The organism is Rhodococcus sp. IEGM 1406, assembly GCF_030056745.1.
GTDB classification, from domain to species: domain Bacteria; phylum Actinomycetota; class Actinomycetes; order Mycobacteriales; family Mycobacteriaceae; genus Rhodococcus_F; species Rhodococcus_F erythropolis.
The window spans coordinates 1684266-1701698 of the sequence record NZ_JASHKO010000001.1; the positions used below are offsets into that span (position 1 = coordinate 1684266).

The 17433-nt window shown below is 62.0% G+C and carries 15 protein-coding genes and 1 tRNA gene; 10 read left to right on the plus strand and 6 right to left on the minus strand.

Annotation, left to right across the window (positions count from 1 at the left end; translation table 11 throughout):
* Positions 1-83 precede the first annotated feature (83 nt).
* Together QM596_RS08170 and QM596_RS08175 are read left to right on the plus strand one after the other, a co-directional pair.
* On the plus strand, positions 84-1625 hold the full coding sequence (locus tag QM596_RS08170) for an HNH endonuclease signature motif containing protein (RefSeq protein WP_283308630.1): 1542 nt from the start codon (positions 84-86) through the stop codon (positions 1623-1625).
* A 108-nt stretch (positions 1626-1733) separates the two neighbouring features.
* Complete coding sequence (locus QM596_RS08175; protein ID WP_283308631.1) at positions 1734-2939, plus strand: PQQ-dependent sugar dehydrogenase; 1206 nt, start codon at positions 1734-1736, stop codon at positions 2937-2939.
* A gap of 3 nt (positions 2940-2942) precedes the next feature.
* Here the strand turns inward: QM596_RS08175 and QM596_RS08180 are convergent, their stop codons facing one another.
* The 6 genes from QM596_RS08180 to QM596_RS08205 form a co-directional block, all read right to left on the minus strand.
* Entirely contained in the window at positions 2943-3830 is an 888-nt protein-coding gene (locus QM596_RS08180) for a cyclase family protein (protein WP_283308632.1), read from the minus strand.
* Positions 3830-5410 (minus strand): SLC13 family permease, encoded by a 1581-nt coding sequence (locus tag QM596_RS08185; protein ID WP_019744656.1) that lies wholly within the window; start codon positions 5408-5410, stop codon positions 3830-3832. Before QM596_RS08185 ends, QM596_RS08180 begins: the two co-directional genes overlap by 1 nt.
* A 78-nt stretch (positions 5411-5488) precedes the next feature.
* The gene (locus QM596_RS08190) at positions 5489-6145 is read right to left on the minus strand and encodes a hypothetical protein (RefSeq protein WP_024487329.1); all 657 of its coding nucleotides are present in this window, start codon (positions 6143-6145) and stop codon (positions 5489-5491) included.
* Between the two features lie 239 nt (positions 6146-6384).
* The gene (locus QM596_RS08195; RefSeq protein WP_020970292.1) at positions 6385-7365 is read right to left on the minus strand and encodes a ribose-phosphate diphosphokinase; all 981 of its coding nucleotides are present in this window, start codon (positions 7363-7365) and stop codon (positions 6385-6387) included.
* A gap of 91 nt (positions 7366-7456) precedes the next feature.
* Positions 7457-8905 (minus strand): bifunctional UDP-N-acetylglucosamine diphosphorylase/glucosamine-1-phosphate N-acetyltransferase GlmU, encoded by a 1449-nt coding sequence (gene glmU, locus QM596_RS08200; protein WP_080909203.1) that lies wholly within the window; start codon positions 8903-8905, stop codon positions 7457-7459.
* 90 nt (positions 8906-8995) lie between these two features.
* Positions 8996-9066, minus strand: a tRNA-Gln gene (locus QM596_RS08205).
* Between the two features lie 154 nt (positions 9067-9220).
* Between QM596_RS08205 and QM596_RS08210 the strand changes: the two genes are divergently transcribed.
* From QM596_RS08210 to QM596_RS08245, 8 genes are all read left to right on the plus strand, one after another.
* Positions 9221-9874 (plus strand): TetR/AcrR family transcriptional regulator, encoded by a 654-nt coding sequence (locus QM596_RS08210; protein ID WP_019744652.1) that lies wholly within the window; start codon positions 9221-9223, stop codon positions 9872-9874.
* A gap of 189 nt (positions 9875-10063) precedes the next feature.
* Complete coding sequence (locus QM596_RS08215; protein WP_003946317.1) at positions 10064-10705, plus strand: ScbR family autoregulator-binding transcription factor; 642 nt, start codon at positions 10064-10066, stop codon at positions 10703-10705.
* A 286-nt stretch (positions 10706-10991) separates the two neighbouring features.
* Complete coding sequence (locus tag QM596_RS08220) at positions 10992-11438, plus strand: holo-ACP synthase (RefSeq protein WP_060939765.1); 447 nt, start codon at positions 10992-10994, stop codon at positions 11436-11438.
* Positions 11431-11673, plus strand: a complete 243-nt coding sequence (locus tag QM596_RS08225) for an acyl carrier protein (RefSeq protein ID WP_003946296.1) — start codon at positions 11431-11433, stop codon at positions 11671-11673. Before QM596_RS08220 ends, QM596_RS08225 begins: the two co-directional genes overlap by 8 nt.
* Positions 11670-12860: an acyl-CoA dehydrogenase family protein gene (locus tag QM596_RS08230; protein WP_283308634.1), complete on the plus strand. Its 1191-nt coding sequence runs from the start codon at positions 11670-11672 to the stop codon at positions 12858-12860. Before QM596_RS08225 ends, QM596_RS08230 begins: the two co-directional genes overlap by 4 nt.
* Positions 12857-13813 (plus strand): amino acid--[acyl-carrier-protein] ligase, encoded by a 957-nt coding sequence (locus QM596_RS08235; protein ID WP_283308635.1) that lies wholly within the window; start codon positions 12857-12859, stop codon positions 13811-13813. Before QM596_RS08230 ends, QM596_RS08235 begins: the two co-directional genes overlap by 4 nt.
* On the plus strand, positions 13813-14799 hold the full coding sequence (locus tag QM596_RS08240) for a DUF1839 family protein (protein WP_019744648.1): 987 nt from the start codon (positions 13813-13815) through the stop codon (positions 14797-14799). Before QM596_RS08235 ends, QM596_RS08240 begins: the two co-directional genes overlap by 1 nt.
* A 2-nt stretch (positions 14800-14801) precedes the next feature.
* Positions 14802-17387, plus strand: coding sequence for a glycosyl hydrolase 2 galactose-binding domain-containing protein (locus tag QM596_RS08245; protein WP_283308636.1), 2586 nt, complete (start codon positions 14802-14804; stop codon positions 17385-17387).
* Positions 17388-17433 lie beyond the last annotated feature (46 nt).

Genomic DNA, 17433 nt, shown 5'->3' on the forward strand with positions numbered 1-17433 from the left:
GTGACATCGGAGCGCAAAAGGTATCGGTGAATACCCCGGGATTCCGCAAAAACTTGTCGGTGGGCGCCCGTAGAATCGCTCATATGTTCGAATCGAAGACTTCCGCGGGCGCGCTGTTTCGGCAGCATGCGGAAATCGCGCGCGCCCACTTCCTCGAGATCGACGCGGTCACTGCGCTGTACCTGGACCGCTGTGAGGAGGATGCCGCGGTTGGAGTCAATGAGGCTTTTCGGGGTCAATTCGCGCACGTGGAGATCGCGTCGATACTGAGCATTACGGAGTACGCCGCGCAGAAAATGATTGCACTGGGATGTGACCTGCGCTGGCGGCTTCCGCGGGTGGCGGCCGCTTTTGCTTGCGGTGACATCGATCTGGCCAAAGCGACGGCACTGTCCGAAGCTCTCGCCAACGTTTCCGAGCACGCGCTCGATGAGATCGAGCGACTCCTCGTGGACGGTGCCTGCCGTGCAACCGGTAACAAGTTGAAGGCGCGCGCACGAGGTCTCATTGCTCGGTACGACCCTGATGGGGTGCGTGCCAGGCGAGTTCGTGCGGAGGCGGATCGGGACGTTCGAACGTGCGCGTCGCACGACGGTATGTCGACTCTGGACGGAATGCTTCCAGCGGTCGGCGCTCAGACTTTGGCCACCAGACTCCGTGCGATGTCGATGCAGGTGTGTGGTTCCGATCCGAGAACTTTCGGGCAACGTCGTGCCGATGCACTGATCGCATTGGCGGAAGGAAAGACGTCGTTGGATTGTCAGTGCGACGGCGATTGCACCCGTAGGGATGATACGAAGACCTCCGCGCTCCCGATTGCGACAATTCTTGTGGGTGTCAACGCTTCCACCCTGCTCGGATTCGACAACCTGCCAGGCTATTTGCAGGGGTACGGCCACATCGATGCCGACCTTGCGCGCGCGATCGCCGCGGACGCCACGTGGCAGAGAGTCCTCACCCTTGCACCGTCCGAGGTGCAACATTGTTCGACTGCGGGGGCAGTCGGACCGGTGCTCGACGTGGGTCGGTCGATGCGCTCACCGGAGATATTGCCCGCTGCGGCAAGGGGTAATCGCTCGAGAAGGAACAGTGGTTCGCGGCGCAGTGAATCCACGTACCAGCCGTCCGCGGCGTTGGCGACGATTGTAAGGACGCGAGACGGCACGTGCCGTTTTCCGAATTGTGTTGTGCGTTCTGATAGTTGCGATATCGATCACACGGTGCCGTTCGATCACGGCAACCCCGCTCAGGGAGGGCCTACTGCAGAACGGAACTTGGCCTGTCTGTGTCGAAAACATCACCGACTGAAGACGTTTGGCAGGTGGACAGTGAAGCAAATCGGAGGTGGTCTTCTGGAGTGGAAAGATCCCTCAGGACGACGGACGGTTACCGCGCCCGTAGGCCCATTCTGTGACCCCGAACTGAGAGTGCCCGACGCGGCGAGACTGCATTTGGCGGACGACGATGCGCTGGAACGACGTTTCGGACTTCGGGACAGGGGAGTGGAAGCGGATCTTGAATACCTCCTGGACTGGAGTGTGCCCGGTTGGCGGAAGGCACGATCTGCATCAAGACGCAACGCGTCCCCACTGGCGAACGCCTTGCCGGAGTTTGCCGACTTCTGAAGGGGTTTCGTTTCTCCTGTGGCCTGCGGGTATAGCGAGAGGGCCCGAAAAATGGTGTTTGTCTGTTTATAGTGAGGCGCAGAACGGTTTCCGACCCGAGGAGAACGCGTGCGTCATCCGAAGCTCGCCGCATTGACCGTGGCCCTGACTGCAGTACTGGTGATGCCGGTAACGCAGAGCGTGGCTCAACCCTTCCCCTTCGACCCCGGCAGTTTCGGCAACGGCAGTACCGGATCGCTGGGCGGCGACGACCCGGACATCCCCATCGAGAACACCCTCCCGCAGCTGTCGGTCGCCACACTCGTCGACGGACTCGACCACCCCTGGGACGTCGTGGCAGCCCCGGACGGCGCGATCCTGACCGGGGAACGGTCCGGCGGATTCTTCGTTCGCCGAGGCGACAACACGACAGGTCCAGTCTCTGCTGACCTTTCGGATCTCTACGCTCAGTCCGAAACCGGGCTCATGGGCATCGCGCTTGCCCGTGACTTCGCTCAGTCGCGCACCCTCTACACCTGCCAGGGATTCAGCGCTGGGGGAGTCACGGACGTTCGAGTGATCTCGTGGACCGTCGACGCCGGATGGACCGCCCTCACTCGAACCGGAACCGTATTGCCAGGAATCCCGGTCTCGTCCGGGCGTCACGGGGGTTGCCGAATTCTGGCGGCGCAGGACGGAACGCTGTTCGTCGGGACGGGTGACACCGCGACGCCGAGCGTTCCGCAGGATCCGAATTCGTTGGGCGGCAAGGTCTTGCACATCAACGCCGACGGATCTCCAGCAGCGGGGAATCCGAATGCAGGCAGCCCCGTCTACACGCTCGGGCATCGCAACGTCCAAGGCTTGGCCGTGCAACCTGGAACCGGCCGGGTCTACTCGGTTGAACAGGGCACAAGCGTCGACGACGAAGTCAATCTGCTTACCCCCGGCGGAAATTACGGCTACCGCCCGGATCGGCTTCCCGGAACGTACGACGAATCCGTGCCGATGACCGATCCGGTGCGAGTGCCGGGAGCAATTGCGGCGGTGTGGCGTTCGGGTAGCTCCACGTTGGCTACCGCCAGCGCTGCCTTCACGGGCGGAGCCGCGTGGGGTGCCTGGGACGGTGCGCTCGTAATAGGTGGTCTCAAGAGCAAGGAACTGATTTTCCTCCGCCTCAGTGCCGACGGACGCTCGGTCGACGCGCAGACCTTCGGATTGGTGAACCAGTTCGGGCGCTTGCGCTCGGTGACTCCGACGCCGGACGGCTCGCTCCTGGTGACCACCGACAACGGAGCAGGCGACAAGGTGCTGCGGGTGACGCCAACGCCCTGATCTTCAATACCAGGCGATGACCCGGCACGGACCACCCGAACCACCCGCATGCGTCGGCGCTCCCACCATCACCGTGGCGCCGACGGCCGGAAGTGCGGACAGGTTCGCGAGGGCTTCGACTGCGTACTTTCCTGAGCCCAAAGCGCTTCGGTGAGCCCCGTGGGTGGTGCTTCGGCCCGCGTCGATGCTGAGAGTGTCAGAACCCACGGCCACTATGTTGCGCTCGCGGACGAGAAAGTCGATCGCTTCGGGGGCGAATCCCGGAGTGTGTTGCACGCCGTGTACATCTCGATTCGTGAAGGCTCCGCCGGCACCGGCCCGGGTATCCCAGCCCGAGTTCATCGCCACCAGGCTGCGAGGAGAGATCGTCCCGTGGACGGCTTCCCAATCGAGGATGTTCTGGCGGGTGAGCAACGCGTCAGGGTCGACGGAAGCTCGGGCGCTGATATCGACGACCGCAATCGGTACGACGAGGTCGGCGACCGGAATCTTCTCGACGGTGATTCCGTCCGCACTGGCGTGCGCGGGCGCGTCGATGTGCGTACCGGTGTGTTCCTCGAGGCGGAGTTCGTTGAGGTAGAAGTTTCCGCCGAAACCAGAGGACCCGAGCGAGCCCATGGACCCGCCGGCGTCGGCGATCTTCGCCAGGTTCCTCATCTCGAACGAGCGCGCGCCCGGCCACACCGGGAAATCCGGCGTCAGTACATGGGTCAGATCGACGATGGTCCGACCCGATGGCGCTGCCGACGCGATGGGCTGCACCGCGCCGGCCACGACGGTCGCACCGAGCGCAGTAGTGCCGAGCGCCGCGAACATCGATCGTCGGCTGACTTTCCTGCCCTCTCGTCCGATCGATTCGTATACCTCCGACAACACCTTCGGTGAGCACATCAGAAACTCCAGATCACTGGGATCAACACCGTCGCAACTACCAGAAACCACAACAACATCGGGAGTCCGAGCTTCCAGTAGTCGCCGAACTTGTATCCGCCAGGTCCCATCACCATCATGTTCGCGGGAGTGGCGACGGGTGTCAGGAAGGAGGCTGCGGCAGCGACAGTCACCGTCATCAGAAGGGGCAGCACCGAGATATCGAGTTCGCCGGCGACCGAGATGGCGATCGGCGTGATGATCAGCGCGGTCGCGGTGTTGCTGATCAGCTGACCCAGCGTCGCCGTCACGACGAAGAGTCCGGCGACGACGACATACGGGCTTGCACCACCGACGACGTCGACGAAGGCATGAGCGAGTTTCTCGGCTGCGCCGGTCTGCTGGATCGCGGTCGAGAGCGGGATCATTCCGCCGACGAGAATCAACGTGGTCCACGAGATGGACCGATGCGCTTGCTCCACGCTGATCACTCGTAACAAAACCATCGCACACGCCGCGAGGAGTCCGGCTATCGCCGACGGCACCAATCCGAAGGTCAGCAACACGACCATCGCCGCGACGACGACGAGGGCGATGACCGCGCGAGTTCCCAACGGCGCTGCCTGCTTACGGATCTGACCAGGTGCGTCGACCACGAGGACATTCGGATCGACCGCGGTGTGGGTGTCGAGATCGTCCCAGCTGCCTTGCAGGAGGAGCGTGTCACCTGCCGCCAACTTGACGCCCTTCGGGCCGCAGTCCTCACCGGCACGCTGGACCGCGAGGATCACCAGATCGCCACTGTCGGTCACCATGCCGGGAAAAGCCCTGTCGCCGATCATTTCCGAGCGCGGCGGGATTATCACTTCGACCACACCGTCGTGCTTGGTGATCAAGGGCTCTGCGGACGGCGCATCCTTGCCCATCAACTGATACTGCTTCGCGAGGGTCTTGGCATGCCGGCTCAGGTCAGGCGACATCGACGTCCCCGCACGATGGGGGAGGACGTGAGGACCGAGAAGTACGGCGATCGCGATCGTTCCCAATACGAGCGGCGCACCGACCAAGGTGAAACTGAAAAACCCGAAAGCACCGGCCCCGGATTCCTCGGCGGCTTCCGAAACGATGATGTTGACTGGTGTTCCGGTCAAGGTGAGCATCGAACCGGCATGGGCGGCAAATGCCAACGGCAGAAGCAGTTGTGACGTCGACTTACCGAGACGCACTGCCAAGACGACCACCATCGGCACCAGCGCGGCTACGGCTCCGTTGACGCTGATCAATGCGGTCAACGCGGCAACCAGCAACATGATCGCACTCAAGAGGCGGACACGGGATTCGCCGACTTTCGCCAGTAGTTTCTCGCCCGCCCACGTGGTGACACCGGTGGCGTCGAGGGCTTCGCTGACGACGAAGAGCGCGGCGATGAACACCACCGTGGGATCGCCGAATCCGGCAAGCGCCTGCTCCATCGTGATGACACCGGTGGCGTAGAGCGCCAGGGCAGTGCCGATCGCGATGATGCCGACCGGGATTCGGCCGATCACGAACAGCGCCACGACCAGTGCAAGCACGACAAAGGTGATGGTGATGTCATTCACGATTCGTAAAGGTACCTGCTCATACAGAACGGCCCCGTCTCGCAAGGGAGACGGGGCCGTGGGACGGACGCGAAGGAATTAGTTGGAGGCGGCGATGCGAGCCTTCTCGAGCGCGGCCAGCGTGCGAAGAACCGTGGCCTTCTGCTTGTTCAGATCGCTCAGTCGCGCGCGCGCCGGCAACCCCTGTGCGAGTTCGGCGACCTTGATCTGCTCGTCGATCGAACCGAGCTGATCGAGAAGCCCTAGGACGCGAGCCTGGAGCGTGTCGATGTCCACGGTGTCCGTCTTGACCGGAGCGGCAACGCGCGTCGCTGTGCCCGTGCTGGCGGGGCGGGAAGCCCGTGCGGGTGACGTGTCGGCGACAACCGTTGCGGCACGGGGCCGAATCGCCTTGCGAACGGCGGCCGCATCGGGAAGGACGTCCATGCGGATCTCGTTCAGAACTCGGCGAGCCTCGCGAGCGTTGACGCGGTACTCGCGTTCTTCGTCGTCGTCGGACTGCAGCGTGCCGCCGAGCGGGCGCAGACCGTACATACCGAGGAAGCGCTTCGCGTCGTCGATGATGCCTTCGTTTTCACGACATTTTCCACAGCGGGGTTCGTTGCGGAACATGTCCACGGAGTTGTCGTCTCCGCACCAGACACAAGATCCTGGGCGCCACCGCCGGATCGTCGGAACTGATGAATTCAGGGAATGAGATTCGGGCCGGGATTCCAGGGTTTGCGCGTCGATCACGACGAGCCACACTAGGCGAAGATTGCGGCGCGGTGAACACCGCCCCAACATCGACCTGGGTTTCTGGTCGTGGGCGTGATCAAGATCATGCTGAATGCCGTATTCGGTGGTATTCGTGTGTCCCACAGGTGGTTTCATGATGACCGGGTGGTCTGTTTCTGTGGTGTTCACGAAGACGACGACGGGCGCGTACCAGTGACCGTGAAGTCACAGGTACGCGCCCGTAGAGCAGCGTGAGACTAGGCGCTGCCGTTGAACAGCGAAGTCACAGAACCGTTCTCGAAAACTTCCTTGATGGTGCGAGCCAGCAGCGGTGCGATGGACAGCACCGTCAGCGTCGGGAACTTCTTCGACTCGTCGATCGGAAGTGTATTGGTGACAACAACTTCCTTTGCGCCACACGTCGACAGGCGCTCGGCAGCAGGGTCGGAGAGGACGCCGTGGGTTGCAGCGATGACGACGTCACCCGCTCCGGCCTCCTTGAGTACCTTGACCGCGCCGGCGATGGTTCCGCCGGTGTCGATCATGTCGTCGATCAGGATGCAGGTGCGACCTTCGACATCACCGACGACGCGGTTGGACTTGACCTGGTTGGGTACCAAGGGATCGCGCGTCTTGTGAATGAACGCCAGCGGCGCTCCGCCGAGCGAGTCGGCCCATTTCTCGGCGACGCGAACGCGGCCCGAGTCGGGGGAGACCACCGTGATGTTCTCGAGGTTGTAGCCCGCGCGAATATGGTTGGCCAACTGGCTGTGTGCGTGCATGTGATCGACGGGGCCGTCGAAAAAGCCCTGGATCTGATCGGTATGAAGGTCGACCGTGATGATGCGATCGGCGCCGGCAGTCTTGAGCAGGTCAGCGATCAGGCGAGCGGAGATCGGCTCGCGTCCGCGGTGCTTCTTGTCCTGGCGGGCGTACGGGTAGAACGGAAGAACGGCGGTGATGCGCTTTGCCGATCCACGCTTGAGAGCGTCGATCATGATGAGCTGCTCCATCACCCACGTGTTCAGCGGTGCCGGATGACTCTGCAGGACGAACGCGTCGGAGCCGCGAACCGACTCTTCGAATCGAACGAAGATCTCACCGTTCGCGAAGTCACGCGCGGTCTGCGGGGTGACGCTGATGTCGAGTTCCTTCGCCACCTGCTCCGCCAACTCGGGATGTGCGCGACCCGAGAACAACATCAGGTTCTTCTGGTTGTCGATCCAATTCGCAGTCACTGGTTCATGCCATCCTTTTGTACTTGCCGGTCGATCTGGTGGTGATCTGTGCTGTCAGGTAGTGCAGGGCTGTCAGGTTGTTGCAGGGCTGTCAGGTTGTTGCAGGGCCGTCAGGTTGTGCTGCTGCTGCAGCATCGGCCGCGGGCGTGCCGGGACGATTCTTCTGGACCCAGCCCTCGATGTTGCGCTGCAAACCACCCGAGACGGCAAGCGCCCCTGGCGGTACGTCGTTTCGCAGAACGGTTCCGGCCCCGGTGTATGCGCCGTCACCAACGGTGAGCGGGGCGACGAACATCGTGTCGGAGCCGGTTCGCACATGCGACCCCACCACAGTACGGCTCTTGTTCACGCCGTCGTAATTGACGAAGACGCTCGAAGCCCCGATGTTGCTGTGATGGCCGATGGTGGCGTCGCCGACGTAGGTAAGATGCGGAATCTTCGAATGCTCGCCGATGTCCGCGTTCTTCGTTTCCACGTATGCGCCGATCTTCCCGTGGTCACCGAGGCGTGTAGCCGGCCGCAGGTAGGCGAAAGGACCGACGGTCGCGTCGGCTCCGATCACGGAGTCGGTCCCGTGGGAGCGGACGACTTGCGCGCGCTCCCCGACGCTCACGTTGTCCAAGGTGGTGTCGGGGCCGATCACGGCGTCCTCGCCCACCGACGTTGTGCCGGTCAACTGAACTCCGGGCAGGAGCGTCACGTCCTGTGCGATGTGCACGCCGCAATCGATCCACGTGCTCGCCGGATCGACGACGGTGACGCCGGCACGCATCCACGTCTCGAGGATCCGACGGTTCATCTCGCGGGCGAGCGTCGAGAGCTGCACGCGGTCGTTGGCGCCCGCGACGAGAACCGAATCCGCGATGTGCTGCGCGCGAACACGCTTGCCCGCGCGACGGGCGATCATGATCACATCAGTGAGATAGAACTCGTGCTGTGCGTTGTTGGAGTCGAGAGACGCCAGCGCATCGCGCAGAGTCTCGAAGTCGAAGGCGTAGACACCTGAATTGACCTCGGTGATCGAGCGCTGCGAATCGGTGGCTTCCTTCTCTTCGACGATGGCGTTGACTTCGCCGTCCGTCGTGCGAAGGATCCGTCCGTAGCCGGTGGGGTCGAGGGCAGTCGACGTCAACACCGTGACCGCAGCCGCGGGGGCGGCAGTGTGCTGAGCGAGGAGGTCTGCGATGGTCTTGCCGTCGAGCAGCGGCACGTCGGCGGCCGTCACGAGTACGGTTCCGGCGAAGTCCGCCGGCAGACCCTCGAGTCCGCAACTGACGGCGTGCCCGGTGCCCTTCTGCTCGTCCTGAACGGCGACGGTGACGGGCCGGCCCAGTTCACCCGCGACTGCGTTGACTGCTTCGGTGACACGCTCACGATCGTGACCGACGACGGTAACCAGGTGCGTGGGGTTCAGTGAGGTTGCCGCGTGAAGCGAATGTGCCAGCATGCTGCGTCCGGCAAGAGTGTGGAGGACCTTGGGAGTCTTCGACTTCATTCGTGTACCGGCACCCGCTGCGAGAACGATCACGGCGGTCTGCACTGGTTTGAGCTCCCTCTGTCGATCAAACTGTCGATCAAACTGTCGATCAAGACACGCATTTCCGCTCGGAAAATGCATGTTGTTCACCAGCTCCGCCGCCAGGACTCGAACCTGAACTATCTGAACCAAAATCAGAGGTGCTGCCATTACACCACGGCGGATTGCCACGCATTGCCGAGCCTTGCGGCCGAACGCGCGCAAGAATAATCGCATGCCGACCCGCCGTAGGTCGAACCGCTCCTCTGATTGGGTCCCCGAAGTCCCGATAGGCTGAGCGTCCACAGCAGTAATTTGTGTGTCGGCGAGAGGAAGACAATGGCGGCGGTGTCCGGTTCGGGTGGCGGGGATCCAGTTCCCGAACGAGTGACACGGATCCGGATGACCGGTACCCAACGTCGGCAACAACTGATCGAGATCGGGCGGGCATTGTTCGCCGAACGGGGATACGAAGCGACGTCGATCGAGGAGATCGCCCAGCGAGCAAACGTGTCCAAGCCGGTCGTGTACGAGCACTTCGGAGGCAAGGAGGGGCTGTACGCCGTAGTAGTGGACCGGGAGATGTCGCGACTCCTTGAGATGATCACGTCGTCGCTCTCGCAAAATCGCTCGAGAGTTCGAGTCGAGCGGGTTGCGTTGGCTTTGCTCACCTACGTGGAAGAGCACACTGACGGATTTCGGATACTCGTGCGCGATTCGTCCGTCGTCGCGCCCAGTGGGACGTATTCGAGCTTGCTCAACGATGCGATCAGTCAGGTGGGCTACCTGCTTGCGGGGGACTTCTCCAGACGCGGTTTCGACCCCGGACTAGCAACGATGTACGCACAGGCGCTTGTCGGCATGGTGTCCACTACGGCTACTTGGTGGCTCGACGAACGGACTCCGTCGAAGGAAGTTGTCGCCGCTCACCTCGTGAATTTGTGTTGGAATGGGCTGACGAATCTGGAAGCCGACCCACAATTGGAGGGTTAACCAGGCGCGCCTGCCGCGCAGAGATGGATCGCGGTCTAAGCTGTGTTCGCTGTATCACGATCGTTTGATGGGCAAATGTCTCATTTGTTTGCAGGGTGGGTTGAATGCCGAACCGTGCCTTCCATTTTGACGCTGTGAACGGGTAAGACCAAGGATTCGTTCGATGTGTGGTGATTGGAGGCCGGATCGATGGTGAGGCAAGAACGGGCAGAAGCCACCCGTGATTCGGTGCTGCGCGGAGCAGCGGGTGTGTTCTTGCGCCTGGGTTATGCCAATGCCAGCTTGAGCGAGATCATCGCTGAGTCGCAGGTGACCAAAGGCGCGCTGTACTTCCATTTCGGGTCCAAGGAAGAACTCGCGCGGGCGGTGATCGACGAGGGTTCGGCGCGTTTCGACGCAAAATGTGAGCTCTGGTTGGACCGTCGCACTCCCGCACTCGAGTCGCTGATCGGTATTTCGTCGGTCATCGTCGACATCGGTGCGCATGACGCCATGGTTAGAGCGACGTTCCGCTTGTTGGTCGAGATCGGGGACTATCGGGGCTCCGGGCCGGCGACTCTGGACGTGTGGCTCGACATTTACCGTGAACTTGCCAGCCGTGCGGCAGACGAAGGTGATCTGCGTTCGGACGCGGATTCTGCTGACATCGCTCGTTTCCTGTTGGAAGTGGCGTCCGGAGTTCGGCTGATGGCAGCCGCGACCGGGACCGTTCGTGAGCTTTCGGACTCCATGAAGGCATCGTGGAACCTGATACTTCCGATCGTGGTCCCGGAATCGAAAGTGGAGTACTTCAGGCAATTCGCGGCCCGCCGCCTTGCCAGCGATCACTGAAATCACTGGCTCTCCGTACTGCTCCTTTGGCCAGTTTGCTGCAAATGTCCTGGTAGCGACATTGTTCTCTTTGTTCTGCATTCGAAACAAACTAAGAGTATGTTTATAGTGTGGATGGGAATCTGGAAGTCTGATCTTGCCCATCATCTTCGGATTGCGGTATGTTCTACCGGTAGCTGAAGAATTGCTGAGAATGAAGGTTTGTCAGGGCAGGGTGACGGCGTCGGCGCACCGGGCAGCATAGGGGGCTGCCCGGCGTGTACGACCCCAGATGGGGAGTCAACAGATGGGTGACACTGCGCCGACGCCGATGCTCGATATCGGCCCGCGGATCGGCTGTGACGTAGTGAACGTCGTAGATGTCACTCGAAGTATCGAACTCTTCGGGCGGAGGTATCTCGATCGGACCTTCACCCCGCACGAATTGCAGACGTGCGCCGGGCCGGCACGGGATCAACGATTGGCTGCACGCTTCGCCGCCAAAGAGGCTGTTGTGAAGGTACTGCGGCCCGGTGACGTCCCCGTTCCGTGGAATTCCATCGAAATCACTCGGGCCGAGTGGGGTGGCTGTGGGGTGACGCTGTCCGGTAATGCCGCGGAACTCGCGCAGGCCCAGGATCTGCACGATTTTCAAGTATCTATCTCGCACGAAGCGGACGTGGCCATCGCAATGGTGATCGCAACACGCTCGGGCGCTCGCATCGAAAAGAAGGACGACATCGCTGATGATTGATCAGGCAATTCGGAAAGTGCTCGTCGAGCACGGTCGGCTGGCAGTCGACGTGAGCACGATCGATGGAGAGGCCGATCTTTACGAGTTGGGTTTGACGTCGCACGCGAGCGTGAATGTCATGTTAGCGCTGGAGGATTCGTTCGACATCGAGTTTCCTGACGAGTTGTTGCGGAAGAGTACTTTCGCAAGCGTCAAGGCGATCGAGGGTGCGTTGACGGAGTTGGGTGCTGCATGAACGCTCCGCAATCGCAGTGCGCCACCGGGACGGCCCTCGAGCGGGCCACACGGTTGGCCGACGAAGTTGCAGCGGCGTGGGCCGACGAAGTCGATGCCGAGGCAAGGTTTCCGCGTGAAGCTGTCGACGCCATGCGAAGCGAACGGCTGCTGTCGGTAGCTGTGCCGAGGGAACTAGGCGGCGAAGGACTCTCGCTGCATGAAGTGTCGCAGATCGCCCGTGTGATCGGAACACGCTGTGCAGCAAGCGGAATGATTTTCGCGATGCATCAGACGCAAATCTACTCGTTGGTCAAGCACGGCAACACCGAAGCGCTACGCGGGTTTGTCGAAGAAACGGTCGACAAGCAACTGCTGTTGGCATCGGCAACCACTGAGCTGGGAATCGGTGGTGACGTCAGCCGGAGTTACTGCGCGGTCGAAGACTTGGGCGGTCATCTGCTGTTGATCAAGAACGCGCCTGTCATTTCGTACGGCGAACACTCCGACGCGATAGTCGTGACGGCTCGGCGAACCCCGGAGAGTCAGCCGAACGATCAGGTTCTCGTTGTGTGTCGTACCCCAGACCTGACGCTCGAACGCACCACCGAGTGGAACACGCTGGGACTCAGGGGAACTTGCAGTCTTGGTTACATCCTTCGGGCCACCTCGACGCCCGAGATGGTCGCCGACGTACCGTATTCCGATATCTCCACCCATACGATGCTTCCGGTCTCGCACGTCGTCTGGAGCTCGGTGTGGTTGGGAATTGCCGACGCTGCAGTCGAGAAGGCACGCAAGTACGTGCGTGCCGCCGCCCGCAAGCAGCCCGGAGTCACTTCCCCTGGAGCGCTGCGGCTCGCCGAAGTTGCTGCTTCGGCACAACAATTCGCCGATCTCGTCGACGCCTCTGCACGCAGGTACGACCGCGCAGTCCACGCTGCGGAAGGCGCCGCCGATTTCGAGGCGACAGGAGCGGTGGGCTTTTCGCTCGCGATGAACAACCTGAAAGTCACAGCCTCCACCGCGGTGGTGGAAATCGTGGGGCAGACAATGCTGATCTGTGGCATCTCGGGATATCGCGAGGACACCGAATTTTCGCTCGGTCGGCACCTTCGTGACGCGCACGGCGCAGCGGTGATGGTGAACAACGATCGAATCATGGCAGGTTCAGCGCACATGGCTATCGGATACCGGGGAACGCTATGACGACGGAGAATGTGACAACCGAGACTGTGACAGGCGAGACCGATCTGGATCGGGCTCGGGCTGCATTTCAACGCGAGCTGCTCGTCGAAGGACTATTAGTCGAGACAGAGGTACCGGGACTCTACGGGCGTTCCGGCTTGTTCGAGGACATCGTCGACGGTATCGACCGAGTGGTGGTTGCAGCGGGGCCAGGCGACGCCGCGACTCGGCTGCGGTTCCCGCCGGTGTTCCCTCGTAGCAGTTTCGAGCGCACCGACTACATCGCTTCGTTTCCCAACCTCACCGGCGCCATCAACACCTTCGCTGGTTCCAATCGCGATCACGCGCGACTGCTGGCCGATCGCGCCGACGGACAATCGTGGGATCGCCACCTCGAACCGACCGAGACCATGCTCGTCTCCGCAGCGTGCCATCCTGCCTATGCGCGATACACCGGAGTTCTCCCCGAAGGCGGGGTGCTGCTGGACATCTACGGTTTTTGCTTCCGGCACGAACCGGCGATCGATCCGGCTCGCATGCAAGCGTTTCGGATGCACGAGTTCGTGACGATCGGTGACGCCGCGGCAGCGCGAGCGCATCGCGAGCACTGGATCGAGCGGGGGCTCGAGGTGCTCGGCCGGCTCGAACTCGACGCCACCCCGGTGATTGCCAATGATCCTTTCTTCGGACGCGCCGGAAAGATGCTTGCAGCCAACCAGCGTGAAGAGAATCTCAAGACGGAACTGACGGTTCGGCTCTACGGAGATCTCGACGAGGGCACGGCGATCGTGTCCTCGAACAACCATCTCGACCATTTCGGTGTCAACTTCGACATCCGAACGGCGGAGGGGGAGGTGGCGCACAGCTCGTGCGTCGGCTTCGGGATGGAGCGAATCGCGTTGTCCTTGTTGCGGACTCATGGCCTTGATGTGGCTGCGTGGCCAACCTCCGTTCGTGAACGAATGGGCATCTGATGTCACGGCTCATCGACATTTCACCTGATCGCTACCAACCCCATTCGTTGCACCAGGACGACCGTGTGTGGGCGCAGACCAACTGCTATACGGATCTGTGGATCGAAGTGTTGCATTCGCTGGGATTGGACCCCGTCCCGGCATTGGCATGTGCCTTCTCATCGCGGTTCGACGGGACTCAGTGGACGTTCCTCAAGCTCAAGGCCGAGGACATCTACGCGCTGTACGGAATCGAAGTCGCCGAGATGAACGTCTGGCGGGCCCCGCTGATCCATGTCGAGGACAACCTCGCGGTTGGGATGCTGTCGACGGTTGAAGTCGACGGATACTGGCTTCCCGACACTCTTGGAACGAGTTATCACGAGGGGCACACCAAGACCACGATCGTGCCCAATCGGATCGATCGCGTTGCCGGCGAGCTCGAATACTTCCACAACAGCGGGTACTACTTGCTGCGAGGCGACGATTTCTCCGGTGTCTTCGATCTCGATCGTTCCTCACTTCCTTCGTTCGTGCCCTACGTCGAACAGATCAGGTTGAATCCGGTTCACGCGACCAACGCCGGAAACATCGCCGAAGTGGCTCGGCGGAACGTAGCGGTTCGAGCGGCGGGTAATCCCGTGCGAGAGCTGGGACGCCGGGTGATCGACGACCTCGAATGGGTGCAGGGGGCGGGCATGGATGCCTTTCACCTCTGGTCCTTCGGGCTACTTCGTCAGTGTGGTGCCAGCGCGGAGCTGGCAGCCGACGCCAGCGAGTTTTTGGACACTGCAGGTTTCTCCGGGACAGGCGAAGCTGCGCCAGACTTCCGAAAAGTGGCGTCCGGGGCCAAGAGCGTGCAGTTTCAGATGGCGCGTGCCTCCAGGGGCCGCGCGGTGGACCCGCGTGAGCAACTCGACGAGATGGCCGTGTCGTGGAAGAGGGCGATGGAAGTCGTTGCCGACACAGTCGGCGTCGACTCGCATCGACACTTGAGGTTGGTCTAACAGTGCCTCGTTCGTCAGCAGACCTGCTGGCCGGCGCGATATGGCGATGCGCTGCAACCGAACCCGGATCCATATCTGATCCGGATGCCCTCGAAACCGTGACCGAGTGGGTCGCAGCGTCTGTGCCTGGGACAGTCGTTGGTGCGATACAGGCGGCGCAAACGGACGCCGGACGCACGAAGTCCGTTGCATCGTCGTCGGTTTCATCGTCGTCGGTTTCATCATCGGACTGGTGGTTCGTGACTACCGTGGCCACGACCGGTGAGGGGTCGTGGCTGCTCCAGTTCGACGGTGTGACGGCGTTTGCCGATGTCTGGATCGGCGGCGTCCATGTCGCGTCCACTGAATCCATGTTCACGCCTGGGGAAGTGAGCATTCCGGCCGTAGTCGGCGCTGGTAAACGCGTCCAGGTCGCTATTCATTTTCATTCTCTGTCCGCGATTCTGAGATCGAGGCGTCCTCGAGGACGTTGGCGCTCGTCGATGGTTCGTGAACAGGGTCTTCGGTGGATCCGAACCACGATGCTCGGTATGGCTCCCGTATTCAGTGGCGTTCCGGTACCGGTGGGACCGTGGCGGGGTATCCGGTTGTTGGACAAGGGAGTTGCCGCCGTAGTCTCGGCTGTCAAGCACGCGAGTGTTGACGGCACAACCGGTCACGTTGCCGTCAGTGCTCGGCTCACCGGATTGCCGGCCTCGCTGGAGCACGTGACCGTGCGCGTCGGCGAACACTCGCGACAGTTGGCTGTAATTGCCGGACCGGACGGATTCCTCGAGGTGTCCGGCGTCGTCGAAGTGCCGGACGCGCAGTTGTGGTGGCCGCACACTCATGGCGCTCCTCGCACGTATCCGGTGACGATAGAAACGGTCGGAGTCTCCGAGCATCTCGGTTCAGTGGGCTTCCGGACGGTGGAGGCCGACAGATCCGATGGTGGATTCCGTTTGAATGTCAACGGCATCCGGGTGTACTGCCGTGGTTCGGTGTGGGTGCCGACCGACCCGATCTCGCTTCAAGACGACGCCGGCACCACTCGTGTCTTGGAACGCCTGGCTGAGGCGGGCCTGAACATGATTCGAATCCCGGGGACGATGGTCTACGAGAGCGACCACTTCTGGGAGGAATGCGCGCGACTGGGCATTCTCGTGTGGCAGGACATGATGTTGGCGACTCTTGATCCGCCCGACACCGACGAATTCTTCGAACTCGTTGCAGCAGAGGTCACCGCGTTCTTGCACAGAGTGCGTGGAAATCCCGCTTTGGCAGTGTTCTGCGGCGGTAGCGAGACCGAACAGCAGCCGACCATGCTGGGTTTGGTCGATCAACACATCCCGCTCATTCATTCGAGACTGCCGGAGCTGATCTCGGCGGTGGCACCTGAACTCGAATACGTGACGTCGTCGCCCTCGGCGCCTCGCGGGGGAGAGCAATTGGCAACGCATGTCGGAAGCGGGGTCGCTCACTACTTCGGGGTGGGTGCCTATCGTCGTCCACTGGCCGACGTGCTCAGCGCGCGAGTACGTTTTGCGACCGAATCACTGGCATTTTCGATTCCACCGTCGAATGCCGTGATCGAGAACGAATTCGGTTCGCTCGCCGTCGCAGGGCACCACCCGGCATGGAAAGCCGCGGTGCCGCGGGACAACGGATCGTCGTGGGATTTCGAGGATGTTCGGGATCACTACGTCCACGCGCTTTTCGGCGAAGACGCTCGTGAAGTCCGGTGGTCCGACCCGGAACGCTATCTCGACCTGGGGCGAGCAGCCGTATGTGAGGCGTTCGCCTCGACGCTCGGCTACTGGCGTCGCCCGGATTCTCGGTGCGACGGCGCCTTGACACTCGCACTGCGAGACCTGGAGCCCGGACCGGGATGGGGGGTCCTCGATTGGAGCGGCAGCCCCAAGGCTCCGTGGTTCGTGCTCCGTAGGAGCGCCAAACCGATCGCGCTCCTCGTCACGGACGACGGTATGGACGGATTGAGGCTCGACGCGATCAACGAGACTGCCGAACCTGTCGTCGGCGAGATCAGGTTTCGAGCGCACAGTCGGTCAGGTGTCGTCCCAGTCGACGTCGCGCTACCGGTCAAGGTGGAATCGCACTCGAGTCTGACCTGGTCCGTGGACAGCCTTGTCGGCCGTTTCACCGACCTCACTCACGTCTTTCAGTTCGGGGCGCGGACATACGACGCCGTCACCGTCACACTCGAAGACGAAGACGGAGAGATGGTGGACGAAGTGGTGCACCTCCTGGGGAGCCCGGCACGGCCCCTCGAGCGGTCGGTCGGACTTGTCGCCACGGCGCGCAACGTCGGCGACGAACAGTGGGTAGTCGACGTCTCGACGGATGCTTCCGCCCAATACGTTGCCCTCGAACTGCAGGGCTTCGAGCCCGAAGACTCCTGGTTCCACCTCGCGCCGAACGGTCGCAGGACTGTACGTCTACGGAGAACCAGCCAGGCAACGAAGGTAATCGGCCGGGTTCGGGCGCTCAACTCTCACACCAGCGTGGCCGTGGCACCGCCGAGCGCCCCGGCCACCCGATCTTCACCGGCCAAGCGGACGACGAAGAAGCCGAGCGTTACGGGAAACTGAACGGATCGGACTGCGCTGCGAGATCGCGCACCGATAGAATCGAACC

Bases quoted from the DNA above. Each gene is read 5' to 3' on its own strand.
- QM596_RS08170 (WP_283308630.1), top strand. From the start codon at position 84: ATGTTCGAATCGAAGACTTCCGCGGGCGCGCTGTTTCGGCAGCATGCG.
- QM596_RS08210 (WP_019744652.1), top strand. From the start codon at position 9,221: ATGGCGGCGGTGTCCGGTTCGGGTGGCGGGGATCCAGTTCCCGAACGA.
- QM596_RS08225 (WP_003946296.1), top strand. From the start codon at position 11,431: ATGATTGATCAGGCAATTCGGAAAGTGCTCGTCGAGCACGGTCGGCTG.
- QM596_RS08230 (WP_283308634.1), top strand. From the start codon at position 11,670: ATGAACGCTCCGCAATCGCAGTGCGCCACCGGGACGGCCCTCGAGCGG.
- QM596_RS08215 (WP_003946317.1), top strand. From the start codon at position 10,064: ATGGTGAGGCAAGAACGGGCAGAAGCCACCCGTGATTCGGTGCTGCGC.
- QM596_RS08180 (WP_283308632.1), bottom strand. From the start codon at position 3,830: ATGTGCTCACCGAAGGTGTTGTCGGAGGTATACGAATCGATCGGACGA.
- QM596_RS08240 (WP_019744648.1), top strand. From the start codon at position 13,813: ATGTCACGGCTCATCGACATTTCACCTGATCGCTACCAACCCCATTCG.
- QM596_RS08220 (WP_060939765.1), top strand. From the start codon at position 10,992: ATGGGTGACACTGCGCCGACGCCGATGCTCGATATCGGCCCGCGGATC.
- QM596_RS08235 (WP_283308635.1), top strand. From the start codon at position 12,857: ATGACGACGGAGAATGTGACAACCGAGACTGTGACAGGCGAGACCGAT.